This window comes from Nocardia thailandica NBRC 100428 (assembly GCF_000308795.1).
GTDB classification, from domain to species: domain Bacteria; phylum Actinomycetota; class Actinomycetes; order Mycobacteriales; family Mycobacteriaceae; genus Nocardia; species Nocardia thailandica.
Window position 1 is genome coordinate 1 of the sequence record NZ_BAGK01000211.1, and the last position, 22095, is coordinate 22095.

General features: G+C 72.5%; 22 protein-coding genes. 5 read left to right on the forward strand and 17 right to left on the reverse strand.

The genetic code is table 11. From position 1 onward, the window contains the following. Both ON36_RS23665 and ON36_RS23670 read right to left on the reverse strand, forming a co-directional pair. Nucleotides 1–525 (reverse strand): alpha/beta hydrolase (locus ON36_RS23665; protein ID WP_043657813.1); only part of this gene is annotated, 525 nt, incomplete at its 3' end. A gap of 124 nt (nucleotides 526–649) precedes the next feature. Next, a complete protein-coding gene (locus ON36_RS23670; protein ID WP_043657816.1) occupies nucleotides 650–1639 on the reverse strand; it encodes a GlxA family transcriptional regulator in 990 nt (329 codons plus the stop codon). Between the two features lie 113 nt (nucleotides 1640–1752). Between ON36_RS23670 and ON36_RS23675 the strand changes: the two genes are divergently transcribed. Beyond that, entirely contained in the window at nucleotides 1753–2760 is a 1008-nt protein-coding gene (locus ON36_RS23675) for a TIGR03617 family F420-dependent LLM class oxidoreductase (RefSeq protein ID WP_043657915.1), read from the forward strand. 14 nt (nucleotides 2761–2774) lie between these two features. On the opposite strand, the gene ON36_RS23680 is transcribed toward ON36_RS23675, so the two are convergent. Further along, entirely contained in the window at nucleotides 2775–4730 is a 1956-nt protein-coding gene (locus ON36_RS23680) for a GMC family oxidoreductase (RefSeq protein ID WP_043657819.1), read from the reverse strand. A 177-nt stretch (nucleotides 4731–4907) separates the two neighbouring features. Here ON36_RS23680 and ON36_RS23685 point away from each other — a divergent pair, with 177 nt between their 5' ends. Beyond that, nucleotides 4908–5474: an NADPH-dependent FMN reductase gene (locus ON36_RS23685; RefSeq protein WP_043657822.1), complete on the forward strand. Its 567-nt coding sequence runs from the start codon at nucleotides 4908–4910 to the stop codon at nucleotides 5472–5474. Nucleotides 5475–5479: 5 nt separating this feature from the next. Next, nucleotides 5480–6943 (forward strand): DHA2 family efflux MFS transporter permease subunit, encoded by a 1464-nt coding sequence (locus ON36_RS23690; RefSeq protein WP_245558179.1) that lies wholly within the window; start codon nucleotides 5480–5482, stop codon nucleotides 6941–6943. 53 nt (nucleotides 6944–6996) lie between these two features. Here the strand turns inward: ON36_RS23690 and ON36_RS23695 are convergent, their stop codons facing one another. The 7 genes from ON36_RS23695 to ON36_RS23725 form a co-directional block, all read right to left on the reverse strand. After that, nucleotides 6997–8253, reverse strand: a complete 1257-nt coding sequence (locus tag ON36_RS23695) for a cation:proton antiporter (protein WP_169334732.1) — start codon at nucleotides 8251–8253, stop codon at nucleotides 6997–6999. Between the two features lie 10 nt (nucleotides 8254–8263). After that, the gene (locus ON36_RS23700; RefSeq protein ID WP_043657828.1) at nucleotides 8264–8746 is read right to left on the reverse strand and encodes a cation:proton antiporter regulatory subunit; all 483 of its coding nucleotides are present in this window, start codon (nucleotides 8744–8746) and stop codon (nucleotides 8264–8266) included. A gap of 91 nt (nucleotides 8747–8837) precedes the next feature. Further along, nucleotides 8838–9317 carry a cation:proton antiporter regulatory subunit gene (locus tag ON36_RS23705; RefSeq protein ID WP_043657830.1) on the reverse strand — a complete coding sequence of 160 codons (480 nt, stop codon included), beginning with the start codon at nucleotides 9315–9317 and terminating at the stop codon, nucleotides 8838–8840. A gap of 57 nt (nucleotides 9318–9374) precedes the next feature. Next, nucleotides 9375–11033 (reverse strand): SulP family inorganic anion transporter, encoded by a 1659-nt coding sequence (locus ON36_RS23710; RefSeq protein ID WP_169334730.1) that lies wholly within the window; start codon nucleotides 11031–11033, stop codon nucleotides 9375–9377. Beyond that, a complete protein-coding gene (locus ON36_RS23715; protein WP_245558180.1) occupies nucleotides 11030–12814 on the reverse strand; it encodes a phosphoenolpyruvate carboxykinase (GTP) in 1785 nt (594 codons plus the stop codon). Before ON36_RS23715 ends, ON36_RS23710 begins: the two co-directional genes overlap by 4 nt. Nucleotides 12815–12903: 89 nt before the next feature. Further along, complete coding sequence (locus ON36_RS23720; protein ID WP_043657835.1) at nucleotides 12904–13242, reverse strand: ArsR/SmtB family transcription factor; 339 nt, start codon at nucleotides 13240–13242, stop codon at nucleotides 12904–12906. Between the two features lie 150 nt (nucleotides 13243–13392). Then, nucleotides 13393–14022 (reverse strand): TetR/AcrR family transcriptional regulator, encoded by a 630-nt coding sequence (locus ON36_RS23725; RefSeq protein ID WP_043657837.1) that lies wholly within the window; start codon nucleotides 14020–14022, stop codon nucleotides 13393–13395. Nucleotides 14023–14103: 81 nt separating this feature from the next. On the opposite strand from ON36_RS23725, the gene ON36_RS23730 reads away from it, so the two are divergent. Then, nucleotides 14104–14973 (forward strand): alpha/beta fold hydrolase, encoded by an 870-nt coding sequence (locus ON36_RS23730; protein WP_052314286.1) that lies wholly within the window; start codon nucleotides 14104–14106, stop codon nucleotides 14971–14973. 7 nt (nucleotides 14974–14980) lie between these two features. Here the strand turns inward: ON36_RS23730 and ON36_RS23735 are convergent, their stop codons facing one another. After that, the gene (locus ON36_RS23735; protein ID WP_043657840.1) at nucleotides 14981–15622 is read right to left on the reverse strand and encodes a TetR/AcrR family transcriptional regulator; all 642 of its coding nucleotides are present in this window, start codon (nucleotides 15620–15622) and stop codon (nucleotides 14981–14983) included. A 148-nt stretch (nucleotides 15623–15770) separates the two neighbouring features. On the opposite strand from ON36_RS23735, the gene ON36_RS23740 reads away from it, so the two are divergent. Next, nucleotides 15771–16193, forward strand: a complete 423-nt coding sequence (locus tag ON36_RS23740; protein WP_043657842.1) for a hypothetical protein — start codon at nucleotides 15771–15773, stop codon at nucleotides 16191–16193. Between the two features lie 60 nt (nucleotides 16194–16253). Here ON36_RS23740 and ON36_RS23745 read toward each other — a convergent pair whose 3' ends face one another. From ON36_RS23745 to ON36_RS23770, 6 genes are all read right to left on the reverse strand, one after another. Beyond that, the gene (locus tag ON36_RS23745; RefSeq protein WP_043657845.1) at nucleotides 16254–17474 is read right to left on the reverse strand and encodes a cytochrome P450 family protein; all 1221 of its coding nucleotides are present in this window, start codon (nucleotides 17472–17474) and stop codon (nucleotides 16254–16256) included. Between the two features lie 10 nt (nucleotides 17475–17484). Continuing rightward, a complete protein-coding gene (locus tag ON36_RS23750; RefSeq protein ID WP_052314287.1) occupies nucleotides 17485–18741 on the reverse strand; it encodes a cytochrome P450 in 1257 nt (418 codons plus the stop codon). Nucleotides 18742–18826: 85 nt separating this feature from the next. Beyond that, nucleotides 18827–19180, reverse strand: a complete 354-nt coding sequence (locus ON36_RS23755; protein WP_085999686.1) for a DUF742 domain-containing protein — start codon at nucleotides 19178–19180, stop codon at nucleotides 18827–18829. Next, nucleotides 19177–19608, reverse strand: a complete 432-nt coding sequence (locus tag ON36_RS23760; RefSeq protein WP_043657848.1) for a roadblock/LC7 domain-containing protein — start codon at nucleotides 19606–19608, stop codon at nucleotides 19177–19179. Before ON36_RS23760 ends, ON36_RS23755 begins: the two co-directional genes overlap by 4 nt. Continuing rightward, a complete protein-coding gene (locus ON36_RS23765) occupies nucleotides 19605–20993 on the reverse strand; it encodes an ATP-binding protein (protein ID WP_043657850.1) in 1389 nt (462 codons plus the stop codon). The genes ON36_RS23760 and ON36_RS23765 overlap by 4 nt, the downstream gene beginning before the upstream one ends. A gap of 537 nt (nucleotides 20994–21530) precedes the next feature. Beyond that, a complete protein-coding gene (locus ON36_RS23770; protein ID WP_052314288.1) occupies nucleotides 21531–22079 on the reverse strand; it encodes an Rv1363c family protein in 549 nt (182 codons plus the stop codon). Between the last annotated feature and the right edge of the window lie 16 nt (nucleotides 22080–22095).

Sequence of the window (22095 nt, forward strand, 5' to 3'; positions counted from 1 at the left end):
GGCCATGAGCGTCAGGGCGATGGCCATGTTCCCGCCGACCGAGTCACCGGCCAGGGCGATCCGCGCCGGGTCGAGGCCCTCGCCCGCGCCGTCGGTGCTCACCCACTGCGCGACCCGATAGGACTGCTCGTTGGCCACCGGGTAGCGGACCTCGGGGGAGCGGTCGTACTCGGGGAAGACGACGGCGGCGTTCGCGCCGACGGCGAGGTCGCGCACGAGGCGGTCGTGGGTGTGCGCGTCACCGAATACCCAGCCCGCGCCGTGGGTGTAGACGATGACCGGCAGCGGGCCCGCGGCGTCCTTCGGGCGGACGAGGCGTACCCGCACCGACCCGGTGGGGCCGCCGGGGACGGTGAGCCACTTCTCGTCGACCTCGGGCTTGGCGATCGGCGCGTCCTGCACCGAGTCGACCGCCTTGCGGCCCTCCTCCGGCGTGAGCTGGTAGAGGAACGGCGGCGTGGAGGTCGCGTCGACGAAGTCCTGCGCGGCAGGCTCGAGGGAGAGGCCGTGGGGGTTGCCGGACATGATGTCCTTTCCTGGATGCGGCGGAATTGCTGTGCGGCAACCAGTGTCGGTGGCGACCGCCGCGCGGCGCCCCTCCTGAGCGGCCGTGAATACCCCTTATCCGGCCACCGCGCGGGCCGGCCGGTCAGGCGGTGAGGGACCCGGTCGAGCGGAACCGCTGCTGATACTTGCTCGGCGAGATGCCGAGCCGGGCCACGAACGCCCGGCGCAGGGCCTCGCTCGTGCCGTACCCCGCGGCCGTCGCCGCCTCGGTGACGTTGGCCCCGGCGTGCAGCATGTCGCGGGCGAGGCCGAAGCGGATGAACGCGACGTACTCGGCGGGGGAGCGTTCGACCTCGGTCCGGAACAGGCGGGTCAGGTGCCGCACGCTGACCTGGGCGTGGGCGGCCAGGCTCTCCACGGTGTGCGGGTAGGCGGGGTCCGCGCAGATCCGGTCGACGACCGCGCGCACCAGCGGGCTGCGCGGCGGCGGCCCGCTCAGCGACGCCGAGAACTGCGACTGCCCGCCCGCGCGCTGCATGTAGACCACCAGCGACTGGGCGACCCGCCGCGCGACGTCGGCGCCGTGGTCCTCCTCGACCAGCGCCAGCGCCAGATCGATCCCGGCCGCCACCCCCGCCGAGCTGTAGAGGTTGCCGTCGCGGACGAAGATGGCGTCCGGGTCGACCGACACGGCCGGATACTGCCGGGCGAGGTCGGCGGCGAACTTCCAGTGCGTGGTCGCCCGCCTGCCGTCGAGGATGCCCAGTTCCGCCAGGACGAACGCGCCGCTGCAGATCGAGGCGAGGCGCCGGGTGTTCCAGGACAGGTGCCGGGCCGCGTCGAGCAGTCGCGGCGTCACGAACCGTGCGGGCGGCAGTTCGCTGCCGGGCACGATGACGGTGTCGAAGCGGCCCGCGGCGCTCGCGGCGGCGGCGACCTGGATCCGGGCGCCGATGGAGGTGGCGACGTCGGCGCCGTCGGCCGAGACCAGCACCACCTCGTAGGCGTCCACCGACTGGTTGGCCTCCACGAAGACCTCCGCCGGCCCGGCGAAATCGAGCATCTTGACCCCGTCGAACACCAGGATGCCGATGCGGCGGCGCGGCGACGTGCCGGTGGAACCAGAGAGCATACGGACAAGTATGGTCCACCGCTTCCCTCTGCAAGCATCGGCCGCCCGCGACGGTGCCCCGTGCCCGCCCGTCATGGTAGAACCTGTTTCAGAAAAGTGGTGAGGAGCGCGTGGTGGACGTTCATCTGCAATTGGACGGGGACCCCCGGACCGCCGCGGGCCGCGCCCGGGACCTCGCCGCGATCGGCGCCGACGGCGTGTTCACCTTCGAGGGACCGCACGACGTGTTCGTCCCGCTCACCCTGGCCGCCGACAGCGGCCTCCGCCTCATGACCAATGTGGCGATCGCGGGTCCGCGCAGCCCACTGCACCTGGCGCACACGGCCTACGACCTGCACCTCTACAGCGGCGGCCGGTTCCGGCTCGGGCTCGGCTCGCAGATCCGGCCGCACATCGAGAAGCGCTACGGCGCGCCGTGGGGGCGGCCCGCCGCCCGCACCGCGGAGTCGGTCCGGGCGGTCCGGGCCATCCTGGCCGCCTGGCAGGGGCGGCGGCCCCTCGACTTCCGCGGCGAGTTCTTCACCCACACACTGATGCCGCCGACCTTCGACCCCGGTCCCCACCCGTACGGTCCGCCGCCGGTGTACATGGGCGCGCTCGGGCCGATCATGACCCGGACCGCCGCCGAGGTGGCCGACGGGCTGCTCGTCATGCCCTTCAACAGCGCGCGCCACCTCGCGACCCGGACCCTGCCCGCGGTGGCCGAGGGCCTGCGCCGGTCCGGGCGCCAGGCCCGGGATTTCGGCATCGTCGCGCAGGTGATGGTCGCCATGGGCGACACCGACGCGGCGCTGTCCGCCGCGATCGACGGCGTGGCCGCCCTGATCGCCTTCTACGGATCGACTCCGGCCTATCGCCCGGTCCTCGAGGCCGAGGGCTGGGCGGACCTGCACCCCGAGCTGAACCTCCTGTCCAAGGCGGGCCGCTTCGCCGAGATGCGGGCGCTCGTCACCGAGGACATGGTGCGCACCATCGCAGTGGCGGGCACGCCGCGGCAGTGCGCGGACCTCATCCTCGAGCGCTTCGGCGCGATCGCCGGCGAGGTGTGCTGCTATTTCCCGGGCTCCCGGCCCGGGCTCGGCGCGATCGAGGACTTGGTCGCGGCCCTGCACGGGCGGTGAGCGCGTCCGGCGGGTCAGGTCAGCCGCGCGGCCAGCCTACGCGCGTTCATGTGCCCGATGGCCTCGATGGTGACCATCGGGTTCACGCCCGAGGAGGTCGGGAAACAGGACGCGTCGGCCACCACGACATTGGGGACCTCCCAGCACGCGCCGTCGGGGTCGGTGGCCGACATGTCGGCCGAACCACCCATGCGCGCCGAGCCCATGATGTGCAGCGCGCCGAGCGAGCACTGCCCCGGCCCGTAGCCCGCGGCGCGGGCCGCCGCGGCGAAACCGTCCCGGTCGCCGTCGGTGCCCGGCGTGTAGCCGACCCCCGCCTGGTGGCCCGAGAAGATCCGGCGCGCCCCGGCGGCTTCGAGGATGTCGGCGGCGCCGACGACGCCGGTGTGCAGGTGCTCGGCGTCGCGTCTCGACAGGCGATACTTCACGATCGGCTCGCCCGCCTTGTCGACGCCGACGGTGCCGGAGTCGCGGTCGCGGGTGATGATGCCGACGGCGTTCGTCCGCGCGAAGTCCAGCATGGACGACAGGTGCGCCCCGGCGCCGCGCCAGCCGAGGAAGCCCGTCGCCAGGCCGGGATTCAGCGGGCCGGTCTCGTAGATCACGCCGTAGCCGTCGCCGTCGAGATCGGCGTGCTCCCGGCAGATCCGGGTCTGCAGGCCGCCCTCCCAGCCGCGGATCTCCTCGTCGAAGACGCCGAACACGGCGGCGGCCGGGTGCAGGCGCAGGTGCCGCCCGATGTTCTTGTTGGACAGGCCGGATCGCCGCAGCAGCGCCGGTGTTTGGATCGCGCCCGCGGCGACGACGACGGCCCGCGCCCGCACCGTCAGCTCGGCACCCTCGGCGTTGCGGGCGACGACCCGCTCGGCGCGGCCGTTGCGGACGGTGATCTCGCGGACATCGGCCCCCACGTAGAGCCGCGCGCCGTGCCCGGCGGCGTCGGCCAGCCAGGTCTTGGTCACCGACTGCTTGGCCCCGAGCCGGCAGCCGTACCCGCAGCGCCCGCACTCCACCCCCGCGTCGCAGGCGTCGGACACGTTGCGCGGCAGGGTGTCCACGGCCCAGCCGAGTTTCTCCGCGCCGCGCACGAGGACGTCGTCGCGGCGGGACGAGGAGGATCGCCGCTCGGTGACGCCGATCCGGGTCAGGACCGCGGCCAGCGATTCGCCGAACTCGTCCTCGCCGAACTGCCGTGCGCCCAGCGCGGCCCACTCCGCGCGCACCCGGTCCGGGGTCGCCAGCGAGGTGCTCCAGTTGACCACCGTCCCGCCGCCGAGGCAGCTGCCCGCGACCAGCGTCAGCTGGCCCTCGGCGGTGGCCGACGGTCCGGCGGTGTAGAGCTGCCGCAGCGCCGCCCACTCGCCCGCGCCGAAATCCTGGTCGTCGTAGTACTCGCCGCGCTCGAGCACGATCACGTCGAGCCCCGCCTCGGCCAGTACCGCCGCGGCCGCGCCGCCGCCCGCGCCCGAACCGACGACGACCACGTCGCACGACAGCTCGGTCGGCTCGGTCCAGCGCCGCACCGCGAGCGGGGGCGCGGGGGCCGTCGACAGGGGGCCGGTGGGTGCCGGATAGCCGATCCGCTCCCACAGCGGGTTGGTGCCCGTCGGCCCCGGCGTGACGTTGTAGGCCAGCAGGGTCGCCTGCTTGAGCGCCTGGAACACCGTGCGCACCGGGGCGAGCCGCGAGTCGCCCAGCCGCAACAGCGCCGCCTCGCGCCGGGCCTGGGGCAGCGCCGAGAACCGGGTGAAACCGCGCCCGGCGAGCACCCCGAAGAACGGCGAGTCCCACAGGGAGAGCAGCGTGGCCAGCTGATCGCGTTCGGCGGCGCGGGGATTGCGGCCGACCAGCTCCTCGATGGTCGCGACCGCCCCGAGGGAGGACGCGGAGGGTAGCCCCTTGCCGTCCCCGGGTACGAACGTGTCACAGATCGTCGCCAGCGCGGCACGCTGGTCGGCACTCAAACCCATGGAACCAACCTCTCGACCGCCGATTTCTATCACAGAGAGAGAATGCTCCGTAACAAATTGGTGTGCCCCGGATGGCCCGACCACTCTGTGAGCCGGGTCACTCGACGTTGACCTCAACAAATGTTGAGATTCGATGCTGGGTCGGTGACCGATCCATCTCCCACGAAGCGGGGACCCATGACACCGCAGCGCGTTTCCGCCGACGAGCCGACCACACGGCCGGACGACCCCCTGCGGGTCGCGGTCGTCATCGGCAGCGCCCGGGAGGGCCGCTTCGGCCCGACCGTCGCCGGCTGGTTCGCCGGCCGCGTCGCCGACCGCGCAGGCCTCCGTGCCGACCTCGTCGACGTCCGGGACCGTGCCCCCGGCGAGAAGCTCTCGCGCGCCGACGCTTTCGTCATCGTGACCCCCGAATACAACCACAGCTTCCCCGGCGCGCTGAAGATCCTCATCGACGACCACGTCACCGAGTGGCACGCCAAGCCGGTGGCCTTCGTCTCCTACGGCGGCATCTCCGGCGGACTCCGGGCCGTGGAACAGCTGCGCCCCGTGTTCGCCGAACTGCACGCGGTCACCGTCCGCGACACCGTCAGCTTCGCGCATCCCTGGCACCGATTCGACGACGCGGGCGGCCTGCTCGACCCCGGCGACGCCGAGGCCGCCGCCGCGACGCTGCTCGACCGCCTGACCTGGTGGGGCGCCGCGCTGCGCACCGCCCGCGCCACCCACCCCTACGGGAGGTGATCGCCGTGACCACCCGCAACCCGACGGCCGTCGTGCTCGTCCTCCTGGTCGGCACGATCATGGCCACCCTCGACCAGACCATCGTCAACGTCGCCCTCGACACGCTGTCGCTCGAATTCGGTGTCGGCCTCGGCACCATCCAGTGGGTCGCCACCGGGTACTCGCTGGCGCTGGGCGCCGTCGTCCCTGCCTCGGCGTGGCTGGTCGGGCGCGTCGGCGCCAAACGCCTGTACTCGGTGGCGCTGGCCGCCTTCGCGCTCGGCTCCGTGCTGGCGGGACTGTCCTGGAACATCGAGTCGCTCATCGCCTTTCGCGTACTGCAGGGCGCGAGCGGCGGGCTGCTGATGCCCGTCGCCATGACGATCCTGCTGCGTGCGGCCGGACCCGACCGGCTCGGCCGGGCGATGAGCACCCTCGGCCTCGCCATCCTGGTCGGCCCGCTGCTCGGGCCGGTGCTCGGCGGCTACCTCATCGACGAGGTGTCCTGGCGCGCGATGTTCTTCGTCAACCTGCCCCTCGGCGTGCTCGCGCTGGCGCTGACGGCCCGCGTCATCCCCGCCGACGCGCCCGAGCCGCCGCGCGCGCCCGACGTGCGCGGACTGCTGCTCCTGTCACCAGGGCTCGCGCTGCTCATCTACGGGGTCACCGCCGCCGGGGAGCACGCCGGGTTCGCCGCGCCGGCCGTCTGGGGTCCGATGCTGACCGGCGCGCTGCTGATCGCCGCCTTCGTCCGGCACTCGCTGATCACGCGGGCGCCCCTGGTCGACCTGCGGATCCTCGCCAACCGCACCACGGGCATCGCCGCGACCGCGCTCGCGTTGTTCGCCACCGGCTACTTCGGTTCGATGCTGCTGCTGCCCCTGTACTTCCAGATCGTGCGGGGCGACAGCGCGCTGGCGGCGGGCGCGCTCGGCATTCCCTTCGCCCTCGCCTCCGGGACGACGATGCAGGTGGCGGGCAGGCTCATCGACCGCGTCCCGCCGGGCCGCTACCTGCCGTTCTCGATCACGGTGGCGCTCACCGGTTTCACGCTCTTCGCCGTCCTCCTCGACACCGACGCCCCCTACGGTGCGCTCGCCGCGGCGATGCTCCTGATGGGCGCGGGCGGCGGCGGCACCATGATGCCGCTGCTGACCACCGCGACCCGGCCCCTGCGCCGCGAGCAGCAACCGGCGGGCTCCACCGTCCTGAACATGATCAGTACCACCGCCACCGTCCTCGGCACCGCGATCACCTCCGTCACCCTGGGCGCCCTGCTCCCCGTCGACGGCGGCCTCCAGGAACTGCACGCCCTGCCCCCGGCGGACCGCGCCGCCCTGACCCCCGCCCTGGCCGACGCGTTCCAGCACACCTATCTGATCGCCCCGCTCCTGATCGCCCTGGCCGCCGTCCCCGCCCTGCTGCTACCCCGCCGCCCGGCCCCGGAATCCCTGCCGCGGAGGACGGAGCGACTTCCGGAGCCGGCGTGACGGAGGCCCCGCCCGGAGACCTCTCCGGGCGGGGCCTCGTGGGAGACCGCGTCTCAGGCGCCGGTGTCGGCGGCGGAGGTGGACGGGACGTCCGGCGGCGTCGCCTCGACGGAGGGCTCGGTGGGGACCTTCTTCTCGCGCGCGGCGGCGGTGCGGGCCAGCAGGACCCGCATGACCGGCTCGACGACGCGCGCCGCGATGGGGCCGAGGACCGCCATGATCAGGACGTAGGTGGTGGCCAGGGCGGCGAATTCGTTCGGTACCGCGCCCGCGGCGACCGCGAGGCCCGCGATGACGATGGAGAATTCGCCGCGGGCGACCAGGGCGGTGCCCGCGCGGGCGCGGCCGAGCGGGGAGGCGCCCGCGCGTTTCGCGGCCCACCAGCCGGTGGCGACCTTGGTGGCGGTGGTGACCACGGCGAGCAGGATCGCCCAGCCGAGCACGGGCGGGATGCTGGCCGGGTCGGTGCTGAGGCCGAAGAGCACGAAGAACATGGCCGCGAACAGGTCTCGCAGGGGCTCGAGGATCTTGGTCGCGTTGTGGGCGGTCGAATCGGAGATCGCGATACCGAGCAGGAAGGCGCCGACCGCGGCCGAGACCTGCAGGGCGGAGGCGAGACCGGCGACCAGCAGCGCCGAGCCGAGCAGCTTGAGCAGGAAGACCTCCCGGTCGTCGCTGTTCACGATCGCCGAGACGTAGCGGCCGTAGCGCAGGGCGACGACCAGGACAACGGTCACCGCGGCCAGCGCGATGCCCACGGTGGTCAACCCGGCCAGGAAGCCGACGCCGGCCAGCACCGCGGTGAGCACCGGCAGGTACAGCGCCATCGCCAGGTCCTCGAACACCAGGATCGACAGGATGACCGGCGTCTCGCGGTTGCCGAGGCGGCCCAGGTCGTTGAGCACCTTGGCGACGATGCCGGAGGAGGAGATGTAGGTGACGCCGGCCATGGCGATCGCGCCGGTGGGTCCGAGGCCGAGCATGAGCGCGACGATGACACCCGGTGTCGCGTTCAGGACGAGATCGAGCATGCCCGCTGTCCAGGATTTCCGCATTCCGGTGACCAGTTCACCGGCCGTGTATTCCAGGCCGAGCAACAGCAGCAGCAGAACCACGCCGATCTCACTGGCGAGATGGATGAAATCCTCGACCTCGTGCAGTTCGATCAGGCCCCCGGTCCCGAAGACCAACCCCCCGAGCAGATACAGCGGAATAGGTGACAGGCCGATGCGCGCGGCGATGCGTCCCAGCACACCGAGCCCGAAGAAGACAGCCCCCAGCTGGATCAAGGCCAGCGTCGTCGGAGTCAGATTCATCGGCTCACCCGCCACTCAGGATCGACGCGGCGGCGTCGAGCCCGGCGCTGGTGCCCACGACGACGACCATGTCGCCCGCCTCGAACACGAGCTCCGGGCCCGGCGAGGGCAGGATCTTGCCCGCGCGCAGGACGGCGACGACGGAGGCACGGGTGCGGGTGCGCAGCTCGGTGTCGCCCAGGGGGCGCAGCACGAACGGCGAGCCGGGGACCAGCGGGATCGAGCGGGTGCTCACGCCCTCGAGGTCGCGGTGCTCCTCCCGCAGCTGCGCCACCAGCCGCGGGGCGCCGAGCAGGCCGGCCAGGGTCCGGGCCTCGTCGTCGGACAGCGGCACCTGGACGGTGGAATCGGGATCGCCCGCCGCGGTGAATATCAGATCCGTTCCGCCGTCGCGGTGGTCGATCACACCGATTCTGCGGTCCACTTTCGTCAGTGAAAAGTCTTTGCGGATACCGATTCCCGGCAGCGAAGTCACATCTACGTTCATTGCATCACCTAACCTGAGTCAGGCAATACCTTACCGGTTCTTTACTATCGCTATGGCTGCGCCGGAGAATGCCGCGTCACGTGCGGAGTCGTCACCCGGTGGCGAGAAGCCGCCGCGCTTTCTTCAAACCGTCGGGCGTGCCGACCACGACGACCAGATCGCCGGCGACGAAGGTGAAATCGGTGGTGGGGGAGGCGGTCACCTCGCCCCCGCGCACCACGGCCACGATCGAGGCCTTGGTGCGGGTGCGCAGGGCGGTGTCCGCCAGGGTGCGGCCGTCGAACGGGCCGCCGCGATCGATGGCGAACTGGCCCGTCGAGAGCCCGCCGACCTGCCCCGGCGCCTCGGCGGTCTCCACCAGCTGCGGCGCGCCGAGCAGCCCGGCGAGCACGCCGACCTCGCTGCCCGACAACGGAATCGACTCGGTGGCGTCGATGTCGTCGACCCGCGAGACGATCAGGTCGATCGTGCCGTCGCGGTGCTCGACCACCCCGATCCGGCGTCGCGCCTGCGCCAACCGGAAGTCCTTGCATACGCCGATCCCGGGTAGCGGTGTCACATCGATGTCCACTCGCTCACAGTACGACCAGTACACGTCCGTCCGTCAAGCCACCCGAGGAACCCCGGGTCACGGCCCGCGGCGCGTGAGCGACGGCACGAGGTCGCGGGCGCGGGCGATGGCATCGGGGGTGTGCTCGAACAGGTGCGCCCGCCCTCCGGCGGGCAGGGCGCCGACGGTGGCGAGCCTGCGCCGGTGCTCGGGACGCAGGCCCGACATCAGGACCACGATGTGTCGATGCTCGAGTTTGCGCACGGCGTCGCGGAGCACCAGGGCGCCGGTCGTGTCCAGCACGGTCACGTGCGACATGCGCAACACCACGACGTGGACCCCGGACACTTCGGCCAGCTCGAGCAGGAACCGGTGCGCCGCACCGAAGAACAGCGGGCCGTCGAGCCGGTAGGCGACGATGCGGTCGTGCAGCAGCCGGTGTTCCTCGCCGACGTGCGCGGTGTCCGGGTCGTCCCGCCCGAGGGGGATCTGCCGCAGCCGGGCCTCTTCGGCGACGGCCCGCAGGGCCAGCAGCACCGCGATGCCGACCCCCACCGCGACGGCGGAGACCAGGTCGAGGGCCACGGTGACCGCGAAGGTGACGATCATGATCGCGGCGTCGCCCCGGGAGGACCGGGCGATCGCCGACAGCGACGCGGTCTCCACCATGCGCACCGTGGTGGCCAGCAGCACGCCGGCCAGCGCGGCCGTCGGGATGCCCGCGACCAGCGGGGCGGCCAGGAAGACGATCGCGGCCAGCACGACGGCGTGGGTGAGCGCGGCCAGCCGCGTCCGCGCCCCGGACCGCACGTTGACCGCGGTGCGCGCGATGGCGCCGGTGGCCGGGACGCCGCCGAACAGGGGAGCGGCGATGTTGGCCAGGCCCTGCCCGAGCAGCTCCCGATCGGGATCGTGGCGGGTCCCGACGGCCATGGCATCGGCGGCGGTGGCCGACAACAGCGATTCCAGGGCGGCCAGCGCGGCGACGGCCAGCGCGGGCGCCAGCAGGCCGCCCACCGCGCCGGGATCGAGGAAATCCAGGCTGGGCGTGGGTAATCCGGCGGGGATGGCGCCGATCGTCGCGAGGTCGACGTGGGGCAGTCGCGCGGCCACCGTGGCCGCGATGACCGCGAGCAGGGCGAACGGCAGCCGGGGCGCGAAGCGGCCGCCCGCGAGGACCACCGCGGCCACCGCGGCCGCCGTCACCACGGGCGCCGGGCGCGGGTCGGCCGCGAACTGCCGCGCCGCGTCGGCGGCGGACTGCCACACCTTCTCGCCGCCGGCGTGGGCGATGCCGAGGGCCGCGGGCACCTGCTGGAGGGCGATGACCGCGGCGATGCCCGCGGTGAAGCCCTCGATCACCGGGGCGGGCATGTAGCGCACGGCGCGCCCGACCCCGGCGATCGCGAGCGCCACCAGCACGATGCCGGCCAGCAGCCCCACGGCCAGCACCCCGCTCGCGCCGTGCTGATGGACGATCGGCACCAGGACCACGGTCATGGCCCCGGTCGGTCCCGACACCTGGAAGCGGGAGCCGCCGAACACCGCCGCCACCGCCCCCGCCACGACCGCGGTCGCCAGGCCCGCGGCGGCGCCGAGACCCGAGGAGATCCCGAAGCCGAGCGCTAGCGGCAGGGCGACCAGCGCCACGACCAGCCCGGCGAGCAGGTCGGCGCCCGGCGCGGTCACCGCGGGTTTCCAGTCCTGGACGGACGGGAGCAGGGCGCGCGCGTTCACAGCGCGCGGGCGACGCGGATCTTCAAGGCGGCCAGCTGTTCCCGCAGCTGCGCGGGGAACCGGTCGTCGGCGATGGAGGCGTACCACTCGTCGATGGCGGCCGTCTCGGCGACCCACTCGTCGAGGTCGACCTCGAGCGCGGCCTTCACCCGGGCACGGGCGGTCTCGCCGAACCCGGACAGGTCGAGCGCGTCGGCGGCCGGGACGACGCCGATCGGCGTCTCGACCCCCTCGGCGCCCCCGTCGAGCCTGCCGAGCGCCCAGGCCAGCACCCGCACGTTCTCCCCGAACCCGGGCCAGAGGAACTCGCCGGCCGGGCCGCGGCGGAACCAGTTGACCTGGAAGATCTTCGGCAGCTTCGCCGGATCGGCGGTGGCGCCGAGGCGCAGCCAGTGCGCGAAGTAGTCACCGACGTGATAGCCGAGGAACGGCAGCATGGCCATCGGGTCGCGCCGGACCACCCCGACCGTACCCGCGGCGGCCGCGGTGGTCTCCGACGAGAGCACCGAGGCGGTGAAGACGCCGTGTGCCCAGTCGAAGGACTCGGCCACCAGGGGCACGGTGTTCGCGCGGCGCCCGCCGAAGAAGATCGCCGACAGCGGGACGCCCGTGGGATCGTTCCATTCCGGCGCCACCGACGGGCACTGCTCGATCGGCGTGCAGTACCGCGAATTCGGGTGCGCGGCGGGGGTTCCCGAGGCCGGCGTCCAGGGCTGATTCCGCCAGTCGACGAGCCGCGCGGGCGGGGTGTCGGTCAGGCCCTCCCACCAGACGTCGCCCTCGGGCGTGCGGGCGGTGTTGGTGAACACGGAGTGGCCCGCCTCGATGGTGGCGATCGCGTTCGGGTTCGTCCGGGCGCCGGTGCCCGGGGCGACCCCGAAGAAGCCGGCCTCGGGATTGACCGCGTACAGCCGCCCGTCGGCGCCGAAGCGCAGCCACGCGATGTCGTCACCGATGGTCTCGGCCCGCCAGCCGGGCAGCGCCGGTTCGAGCATCGCGAGGTTGGTCTTGCCGCAGGCCGAGGGGAAGGCCGCGGCGACGTAGTGGCGCGCGCCCTGGGGCGAGGTGAGCTTGAGGATGAGCATGTGCTCGGCGAGCCAGCCCTCGTCGCGGCCGAGCACCGAGGCGATCCGCAGCGCGAAGCACTTCTTCCCCAGCAGCGCGTTGCCGCCGTAGCCGGAACCGTAGGACCAGATCTCGCGCCGCTCGGGGAAGTGCGAGATGTACTTGGTGCTGTCGCACGGCCAGGCCACGTCCGCCTGACCCGGCGCCAGCGGCGCGCCGACCGAGTGCAGGCAGCGGACGAACGCGGCGTCCTCGCCCAGCGCGTCCCACACCGCGCTTCCGGAGCGGGTCATGATCTGCATGGAGGCCGCGACGTAGGCCGAGTCGGTGATCTGCACACCGTATTTCGGGTCCTCGGCGTCCAGCGGGCCCATGCAGAACGCGATGACGTACATCGTGCGCCCCGCCATGGCGCCGCGGTAGTGCTCGGTCATCACGGTGCGCATGTCGACCGGGTCGACCCAGTTGTTGGTCGGGCCCGCGTCGGCGCGGTCCTCCGAGCAGACGAAGGTCCGGTCCTCGACCCGGGCGACGTCGTCGGGATCGGAGGCGCACCAGAACGAATCGGGCTTGGCGGTGAGCGGGACGAAGGTGCCCGCCTCGACGAGCAGTCCGGTCAGCCGCTCCCATTCCGCCCGCGACCCGTCGCAGTAGACGACCTCGGCGGGCGTGGTCAGCTCGGCGACCTCGGCCACCCAGTCCGCGACAGCACTCACGACTTCCTCCTTCGAAGACAACTACATAGCTACTTTAGAAAACATGCAATCAGTGTGTGGCGGCGGGGGTACGCAGGGGGCGGGCGGGATCAGGCGGTCTGCTGCTCCAGGGCCTCGGCCTGGCCGGCGACGACGCCGGTCAGGATCGCGCGCGCGGTCGCGAGCAGGTCGGCGACCTGGGGCGAAGCCAGCTCGTAGATGACCGACAGGCCTTCGCGCCGGGCGGTGACCAGGCCCGCGCGGCGGAGGATCGCCAGCTGCTGGGACAGGTTGGCGGCCTCGATCTCGATCTCGCCCAGCATCTCCGATACGGCGTGCTCGTGCTCGTTGAGCAGTTCGAGCACGCGGATGCGGACCGGGTGGCCGAGGGTTTTGAAGAAGTCGGCCTTCATCTGATACAGCGGGCGCTGCGCTCCGGACAGGGGCATGGGTTCCTCCTTCCCGGCGGCGCCGAGGCGACGGTGGCGCGTTCCGTGATTGCAGAGTTTAGCAAACAGCGAAAGCGCCGCCGGGCAAGGAGGCCTCCGCGCCCCGGCAGGCGCCGTATCCGTCACGGGCCGCGCGGTATCCGTTGCGGCTCAGTGCGTTCCGGCCCGCAGCGCGGCGATGCGCAGGTCGAGGTAGTCGGCCATCATGGTGCGTGCGTCGCCGCCAAGCAGGGCCAGGCGCTTGGTGTGGGCGAGCAGCAGCAGGCCGGAGATGTGGGCGAGGACGTCCGCCGTGGCGACCCGCGCCTGCTCGTCCGAGGCGCCCAGCGCGGCGGCCGCGGAGAGGATCGGGTTCAGGCACTCCAGCAGCGCGGCGTTGAGGTCGGCGTTGAGGTCCGCGGTCAGGCCGTGCGGGCGGATGCCGCCGCGGAACAGGTAGAAGCCCAGATCGAGGTCGCCGGGATTGCCGTCGTAGAAGTCGAAGAACGCCAGTCCGGCGGCCCGGAACCGGTCGGCGGGTTCGCGCAGGTGCCGCACGTCCTCGATCGCGGCGGCCAGGCGGTCCAGCGCCTCCGACAGCAGCGCGGCGTAGATGTGTTCCTTGCTGGGGAAGTAGCCGTAGAGCGCGCCCGGGGTGTACCCGGCGGCGGTGGCGATCGCCCGGATGCTCGCCGCCTCGACGCCGTTCTGCTCGAAGATCGTGCGGGCCGCGCGCAGGATGATCGCCCGCTTGGCCTCGGTGATCTCGTCGCGGCGCCCGGCCCGGCTCGATTCGCCCACGGCATCCCCCTTCCCTCTGGTCGGAGATGACGCTACATTCTGAACATTGTTCAGCATAGTGAACGTCGTTTAGGAGATGTCGTGACCGACTCCCCGGAATCGCTGGAACCCACGGTCGTGCGCCTGCGCGGCACGGACGGGCTCACCCTGGTCGCCGACAGCTTCGGCCCGCCCGACGGTCCCCTGGTGGTGATGCTGCACGGCGGCGGCCAGAACCGGCACTCGTGGAAGCGCACCGGCGCCGCCCTGGCGGCCACCGGGATGCGCGTGGTCGCCCTCGACGCGCGCGGGCACGGCGACAGCGACTGGGCGCCGGACGCGAACTACCGGCGCGAGGCCCTGGTCGGCGACCTGCTCGCGGTGCTCGACCAGCTCGGCGCCACTCCGGACGCGGGCGCGGTCGTCGTCGGCGCGAGCCTGGGCGGCATCACCGCGCTGCTGGCCACCACGGAGCCCGGCGGCGCGGCCATCCGCGCACTCGTCCTGGTCGACATCGTGCCCCGCCCGGAGACCGCCGGTGTCGAGCGGGTGCTGGAGTTCCTCGGCAAGCATCGCGACGGTTTCGACAGCCTCGACGAGGTCGCCGACGCGGTGGCCGCCTATCTGCCGCACCGCGCGCGCCCCGACAACGCCGACGGGCTGCTGCGGAATCTGCGCAGGCGCGACGGCCGCTGGTACTGGCACTGGGACCCCGATCTGCTCAGCGGCCCCGCCGACGATCCCACGGCGCGCGCCGAGGAGCTCGAGGCCGCGCTCGAGGCGCTGACCATCCCGGTCCTGCTGGTCCGCGGCGGCAAGTCCGATGTCGTCAGCGACGAGGGCGCGGCCGCCTTCCTCGCCCTGGCGCCGCACGCCCGGCTCGCCGAGATCGACTCCGCGGCGCACACCGCGGCGAGCGACGACAACGACGCCTTCACCGACGCCGTCGCGGGATTCGTCGCCACCGCCTGAGCGGGGCTCAGGACGACAGCGCCGCCGGGCGCAGTGAGTCGGCGGCCTCGCGGGCGGCGTCGGCCGCGTCCGCGGGCGGCATGCCCTGCGCGATCAGGCAGGCGCGGGCGGCGGCCTCGGCGGCGTGCTCGTCGGGCCAGTCGCCGTCCGCGTGCGCCTGGAGCATGGCGATCACCATCTCGGGCAGTACCCGGGCCAGGATCGGCGTCGGCAGGTGATCGCTGAACACCCCCTGTCGCTTGCCCGCCTCGATGAGCTTCTCGGCGACCTCGCGCACCGGGGCGAGGCGCTCGATGACGCGCGGTCGGATGTCGTCGCCCATGAGCCGGAACAGCAGGCAGAACTCGTCGCCGACGGCCCAGAGCCTGATCGTCGTCGCCGCGGAGGCCACGGCGGGCGGCCGCGTGAGATCGACCTCGGTGAGCGCCGATTCGATCTGGACGAACGCCTGATCCAGGATGCCCTCCACCAGGGCCTCGCGGGTGGGGAAGTGTCCGTAGAGCGTCCGGCGCACGATGCCCGCCGCGGCGGCGATGTCCTCCATGCTCGCGCCGGGGTTGCGCAGCAGTTCCACCCCGGCCTGCTCGAGGATGCGGCGGCGGTTGGCCAGCGCGCGCGGTCCGGCCGGAGGCGTCGTTGCCTCGTTCATGTGAGTCCCTTCACGTCACACCCCGCAGATATTGCACAGCCTTGTGCATCTATCTATTCTACACATCAGCGTGCAATTGCACGAAGGTGTGCAAATTGGATGCCGCACCTGTTCACCTGCGATTTTCGACCTCCGTGAGGGAGAAGCGATGACCACTCGAGCTCTGTACCTGGACGCGGCCGCCGTACGTACCCGCCCCCGGACCCCCGCCTTCCGCACCACCGTCGCCGTCTCCGCGGCGAGCGTGCTGTTCGGCGTCGTGGCGGCGGTCCTGCCCGCCACCTCCTTCGACGTCGGGACCGGCCTCGCGGCCGCCCTGCTCGTCCTCTTCGCCGCCGGCTTCCTCGTCAACGGCGTGCTGGCGCTCGTACGCACCCGCAGGCCCGAGGAACTCGTGCCCGCGACGCTGACCGCCCTGCTGGCCGACGGCGTCCTCGCCGCAGCCGGCGTCGTGCTGCTGCTGGCGGCCTGGGGCCAGTTCAGCGCGGGCGCGGGCGCGGTCGTGCTGGCCGGGATCGCCGTCGCGACCGTGTCGGCGACGGTGCTCGCGTTCACCCTGCCCGCCGACTGAACTGAACGCACGACGCCCCCCGGGATCCGTGATCCCGGGGGGCGTCGTCGTGCGCGGGCGTCAGGGCTTCAGGATCACCGGCAGGTGGCGGTGCCCGTTGGAGATGAAGCTGGGCACGGTGCCCAGCTCGGCGTCGTCGGCCAGACGCATCTCCGGGAAGCGGGCGAACAGCGCGGGCAGCGCGATCGCCGCCTCGAGGCGCGCGAGCGGGGCGCCGAGGCAGTGGTGCACGCCGTAGCCGAAGGCCAAGTGCTCCTTGGACTCCCGGTGCAGATCGAACTCGCCCGCGGTGTCGCCGTGCAGGCCGGGGTCGCGGTTGGCCGCGGCGTAGGAGGCAAGGATCGGGTCACCCGCGGCGATGCGCACGCCGCCGACCTCGAGGTCCTCCACCGCGAAACGCAGCGGCAGATGCGCCACCGGCGCCTCGAAACGCAGTGTCTCCTCGACCATCTCGTTCCACGGCACGGCGCCCGACGCCACCTCGGCGCGGACCTCGGGCCGGGTGAGCAGCAGGTGGATCGCCTGATCGAGCAGGTTCACCGTGGTCTCGTGACCGGCGCTGATCACCAGCAGCAGGGTGTCGATGAGTTCCTGCTCGGCCAGCTGGGCGCCGTCCTCCTCGTCGCGGTAGGAGATCAGCAGGCTGGTCATGTCGTCGCCCGGCTGCTCGCGCCGCACCGCGACGAGTTCGCCCAGGATCCGGTACATCTCCATGTAGTTGGCCTGCGACTGCTCGGGCGTGAGCGAGGTGTCGAAGATGCCGTCGACGCAGGTGCGCAGGCCCGGGTTCAGCGACTCCGGCACGCCCATGAGCTCCGAGATCACCTGGATCGGTAGCGGGTAGGCGTACTCCTCCCGCAGATCCACCGGCTCCCCCGCGGGCCGCGCGGCCAGGCCGTCGAGCAGCCCGGTCGCGATGGCCTCCACCGACGCCCGCATCGCCTCGGTCCGCCGGTGGGTGAACGCGGGCGCGACCAGCTTGCGCAGGCGGCGATGGTCGGCGCCGTAGGCGGTGAACATGTTGTTCACCGCGACCCAGAGGAAAAGTGGCCAGTCCTGCGGGATCTCACCGTTGGCGAACGCGGGCCAATGCTGGCGGGCGTCCTTGGACACCCGGGCATCGACCAGCAACTTCTTCAGCAGGTCGGCATCGGTCACCGACCACGCGCGCACTCCGCCGGGCAGCTCAACCAGGGTGACCGGTCCGCCTTCGCGGATCCGCGCGGACTCGCCGTGGATGTCGGCGCCGGCCGGGTCGAGAACAACAGGCTGGATGCCCATGGGTAACTCCTTAGAACACAAACAACGGTGGTGATTTGGGGAAGGTGACCGGAAGGGACACCAGAGCTCGGTGGAAGGGCCCGGGCCGCCAGGACAGCTGCTCGGCAGGAACCGCCAGTTGCATCTCGGGCAGTGCGTCGAGCAGCTGGTCGATCGCGTCCTGCGCGATCAGGTAGGCCGCGGACTTCGCGGGGCAGGAGTGCGGGCCGGCGCTCCACGCCAGATGCGAACGGTTGTCAGTGTATTCGCCGGCATCGATCGCCGGGTCGTTGTTGCACGCGGACATACTGATCACCACCGGCTGATTGGCGGGCAGCCACACGTCGTCGATGAGGATCGGCTGGCGCGGGTAGGACACGCAGTAGTTGGCCATCGGCGGGTCGGTGAAGAGCACCTCGTCGAGGGCGTCGCGCGTGGACAGGCTGCCGCCCAGCAGATTTCCCGCGAAGCGCGCGTCGGTGAGCATCAGCAGCAGGGTGTTGGCGATCAGGTTCTGTTCGGGCTCGATGCCCGCGCCGTAGAGGGTGACCAGCTGGTGGATCATCTCCACGTCGTCGAGGCCGGCCGGGTGGCGGATCAGGCGCGAGGTGATGTCGTCGGCGGGCTCGTTCCGCTTGCGGGTCGACAGCTCCAGCAGCGCGTCGGTGAGCATGGCGTTGCCCTTGTCCGCGTTGACGCCCTCGAAGATCGCGGCCATGCCGGTGGCGACCTGCTGGCCGATATCGGCCGGGCAGCCGAGCATCTCGTTGAGCACGGCGAAAGCGAGCGGGAAGGCGTACTGGCTGATCAGGTCGGCCGCGCCGTCCTCGCAGAAGGCGTTGATCAGCGGGACCGCGACGCGCTCGATGGTGGCGTGCATCGCGTGCAGGTCGACCTCGGTGATGGCCGCGAGATTGGCCTGCCGATACCGCGCGTGCTCGATCCCGCTGCTGCGCAGCGCGTTCGGCCGCCATTCCAGCATGGGCAGGATCGGGCACTCGCCGGGGACGTTGCGCTGCCAGGAGCGCGGGTCGGCGGGGAAATGCTCGGGATCGTTGAGGATCCGCAGCGCGGTGTAGTAACCGATGACCAGCGTCGCGGGCACGCCGGGCGACAGTTCGACCGGCACGAGCGGGCCGAACTCGTGCCGCATCCGCGCGTAGGCGCCGTGCGGGTCGGCGGCGAACTCCTCGGTGTAGAGGGGCACGCGCGGACCGTCGAGGTCGCGCAGCGGGGAGTTGATCACGTGACGGCCGGTGGTCGTGGGCGGGTACGGCTGTGCGGTCAAGGTAGGGGCTCCAGTGGACAGTGTGGATCGGCGAAAAGGTGTGCGCGAGCGGTACCGACGCTCGCCTGCGGGCACCGTTGCCCGCTCAGCCCGACAGGGCGCGCAGCCCGGTGAGGACCTCCTCGAGCAGGGCGAGCTGCGGCACCTCACGGGCCGGGGCGGGGGAGGACAGGTGGCCGCTGTCGAGCAGGTCGGCGACGACGATCTTGGCGACCGAGGGCGGCAGGTCCAGATGCGCGGCGACCTCGGCGACCGACAGCACGCCGCTGCCGCGGCAGATCGACAGCACCCGGCGCGCGTCCGGTCCGAGTTCCGGGCCGGCGGGCAGCGCCGCGGTGACCAGCATGATCAGGTCGACGGCGCGGCTGGGCCGGTGTCTGCCGCCGGTGCGCACGTAGGCGCGCACCAGGTCGGTGTCACGACGCGGCGGGCGGGTCATGACCGTCCGTGGTCGAACCTCTGCCCCGACAGGCTGCCGAGCTCGTGGCCGACCCGCCGGGCCAGCTCGTTCATCCGGTGCGCGACCAGGGCGACGTCGACCTCGGTGGTCGCCGACAGCCCGAGCAGCGCGCCGCGGCCCGCGGCGGTCACGAAGATCATGCCGTGGTCGTATTCGGTGATGTTCTGCAGCAGGTCGGTGCCGGGCCCGCCACAGAACTCGCCGAGCGCCTTGCCGAGGGAGCGCAGCCCGGAGGCCGCGGCGGCGAAGCGCTCGGCGTCGTCGCGAACGATGCTGCGGGAGTGGGCGATCCGGAGTCCGTCCTCGGACAGCAGGACCACGAAGCGCACGCCGGGTAGCTCGAGCTCCTCGAGGAGCCAGCCTAGTTTGTTGCCGCTGTCGGCCTGGATGCCGGCGGGAGTACTCATCGTCGGGTCGTCCCTTCGGTGTGGTCGGCGGCCGCGCGGCCGCTGCGGGAACCGCTGTGCCACGCGGCGGCGATGTCGGTCCGTACGGGCACCGGTTCGTCGTCGGTGGTCGACGCGGGTGGAACGGCGGGCGCGACGGCACGGCGCCGTCGCCGGGGCAGCCCGCTGCCGGTGAGCTCGTGGATCACCGCGGACCCGGACTCGGGTTCGGGCGCCGCGCCGACGGGCACCGGCTCCCGGGCCGGGGACGGTGGTTCCGGCGCGGGCGTGGGCGCAGGCGCGGCGGGCGCCTCGTCCGGGGTGTCCAGCGGCGCGAGCAGGGCGTCGGGCAGGAACACCATGGCGCGCATGCCGCCGTAGGCGTTGGGCCCGTCGATGAAGACGGTGAAGCCGTAGCGGCGGGCCAGCGCCGCGGCGCCGGGGAAACCGACCTTGGGGGAGGGGCCGAGCTGGTGGATGTCGATCTCGCGCTCGCCCGCGAGGATCTGGCGCGCCTCCTCCATCTGCTCCTGGCTCATCCGCACGCCGGCGTCGTCGACGATCACCGTGACGCCGTGATGGCCCTCCTGGAAGGTGATGTCCACGAACGAGGTCGGCGGTGAGTAGCGCAGGGCGTTGTCGAGCAGGGAGGCGAGGGTGTGCACGACCGGTTCGACCACGCGGCTGACCACGACCCGGTCGGACTGGGCGGCCCGCACCCGCTGGTAGTCGCGGACCCGGCCCACCGCGCCGCCGACCACGTCGGTGAGCGTCTGCGCGGGCCACCGCCTGCCGGGCAGGCCGCCGCAGACGATCACATAGGACTGGGCCTGGCGGATCATCTGCTGCACCGTGTGGTCGATGCGGGTGAGGGTCGCGTAGACCTCCTCGTCGCGGTGCTCGCGCAGGGCGACGCTGACGACCTGGCTGATGTCGGCGCCCAGGCTCACCACCGAGGTGCCGAAGGAGCGCACCGCGCCGCTGGTCGTGTCGCGGGCCAGCGAGGAGATCTCTTCCCGCGCGGCGCGATCGGCGGCGTGCACGGCGTCGTAGGTGCGCCGCTCGGCCTCCTCGGCGACCAGATCGGCCGTGTCGGCGCGGATGGTCAGCAGGCTGTCGGCGCAGCTGTCGGCGAGGTGGCCCAGCGCGACCGCGACCCGCGAGTGCTCGAGGCCCGACGGCACCTCGACCAGGGGGGCGACGCGCTCGCCGCGGCGCACGGTGTCGGTGATCGCGGGCAGCGTGTGCGCGGCGAAATAGTCGAGGGCCTCGGCGCTCTCGTCGAGACGGGTGGCCAGCGCGTCGGCGCGGGCGCGTTCGCGGCGCACGGAGTGCGCGGCGACGAACGCCACCGAGAGCACCAGGACGGCGGCGAGTATCCAGCAGGTCAGTGCGGCGGTATCCAAGTTCCTCTGTTCCTCGTGGTCGACGGGACCGAGCTCAGCCTCGTTCTCCGCCGCTCGTCACGGCCCCAGCGCGAACCCACACATCGCAACCACCAGATCTTCCGTCAGTCCACACACAGACTTCCGGTCGGTGACGCATGACCGGAACCGAACTGTCGCCGGTTCCCCCGCCCGGGCGGCCCACCGCACGCCGCACCCGGTGATAGGGGCAGATGATCGATCGATAAGCCGTGCCGATCGCCACCACCGACCCCCGGCGACCCGGATACCCTAGCAACATTTCCGGATGGGTGGACCGTATCCGGTTGAACCAGACAGCCTTTCGGAACCCTCTCCAGGGCCTGCCGAGTAGGTCGCCGCGGAGCCCTATCGGGCCGGTTTCGTGAGGTCGGGCGCCGTCGGGGAACGCGCACGCGCGCGGCACCCGTGCCGGGGTGCCGCCAGGACGCCCGCGCCGATCCCGCATCGAGGCGATCATCACGTTTGGGCGACGCGCTCGGTGGGAATGGCGTGAACCCACCACGGGGAAGGCGGCTTTCACCGGTCCGGCAGCGGCGAGCGGACCCGGTTGACCAGCCACCGCCCGCCCTCGCGTTCGAGGGACAGGGTCACCGTCAGCCTGCCCTGCCGTGGCGTCCCGCCGGTGCCCGCGCCGGCGATCGTCTGATCGATGACGACGATGGCGGTCGCGCTGTCGCGGTCGCCCTCGCCGACGGCACACTCGACGGCGCCCGCGCGGGAGACGACCCGGCCCTGGGTCAGCACGTCGCGCAGGTCGCGGCTGGTCGCGTCGAACTCGGTGCGCCAGTCGCCGGTCGCCCGGTCGAGGACCGCCGCGAAATACGCGTCGAGGCGGTCGGCGTCGTAATCGGCCAGCACGGCGCCGTAGGCGCAGGCGGCCGAGCGGGCCTCCTCGCGGGCGCCGCGATCGGCGTCCAGGTCGCGGTAGCGCAGACCGAACCAGGTCGCGGTGCCCGCGGCGGCGACGGCGGCCGCCGCGGTCAGCGCCGCGGCGCGACGGGCACGCGACGGCCGCGCGGCGGCGGGTGCGTGGCCGGGCTCGGTGTCGGAAGTGGTGGTGGGCACGGGTCGTCCTTCGCTG

Coding starts and splice junctions, on each gene's coding strand:
- ON36_RS23735 (WP_043657840.1), bottom strand. CDS start 15,622: ATGAACGAGGCAACGACGCCTCCGGCCGGACCGCGCGCGCTGGCCAAC.
- ON36_RS23670 (WP_043657816.1), bottom strand. CDS start 1,639: ATGCTCTCTGGTTCCACCGGCACGTCGCCGCGCCGCCGCATCGGCATC.
- ON36_RS23700 (WP_043657828.1), bottom strand. CDS start 8,746: ATGAACGTAGATGTGACTTCGCTGCCGGGAATCGGTATCCGCAAAGAC.
- ON36_RS23755 (WP_085999686.1), bottom strand. CDS start 19,180: ATGACCCGCCCGCCGCGTCGTGACACCGACCTGGTGCGCGCCTACGTG.
- ON36_RS23720 (WP_043657835.1), bottom strand. CDS start 13,242: ATGCCCCTGTCCGGAGCGCAGCGCCCGCTGTATCAGATGAAGGCCGAC.
- ON36_RS23760 (WP_043657848.1), bottom strand. CDS start 19,608: ATGAGTACTCCCGCCGGCATCCAGGCCGACAGCGGCAACAAACTAGGC.
- ON36_RS23680 (WP_043657819.1), bottom strand. CDS start 4,730: ATGGGTTTGAGTGCCGACCAGCGTGCCGCGCTGGCGACGATCTGTGAC.
- ON36_RS23740 (WP_043657842.1), top strand. CDS start 15,771: ATGACCACTCGAGCTCTGTACCTGGACGCGGCCGCCGTACGTACCCGC.
- ON36_RS23685 (WP_043657822.1), top strand. CDS start 4,908: ATGACACCGCAGCGCGTTTCCGCCGACGAGCCGACCACACGGCCGGAC.
- ON36_RS23745 (WP_043657845.1), bottom strand. CDS start 17,474: ATGGGCATCCAGCCTGTTGTTCTCGACCCGGCCGGCGCCGACATCCAC.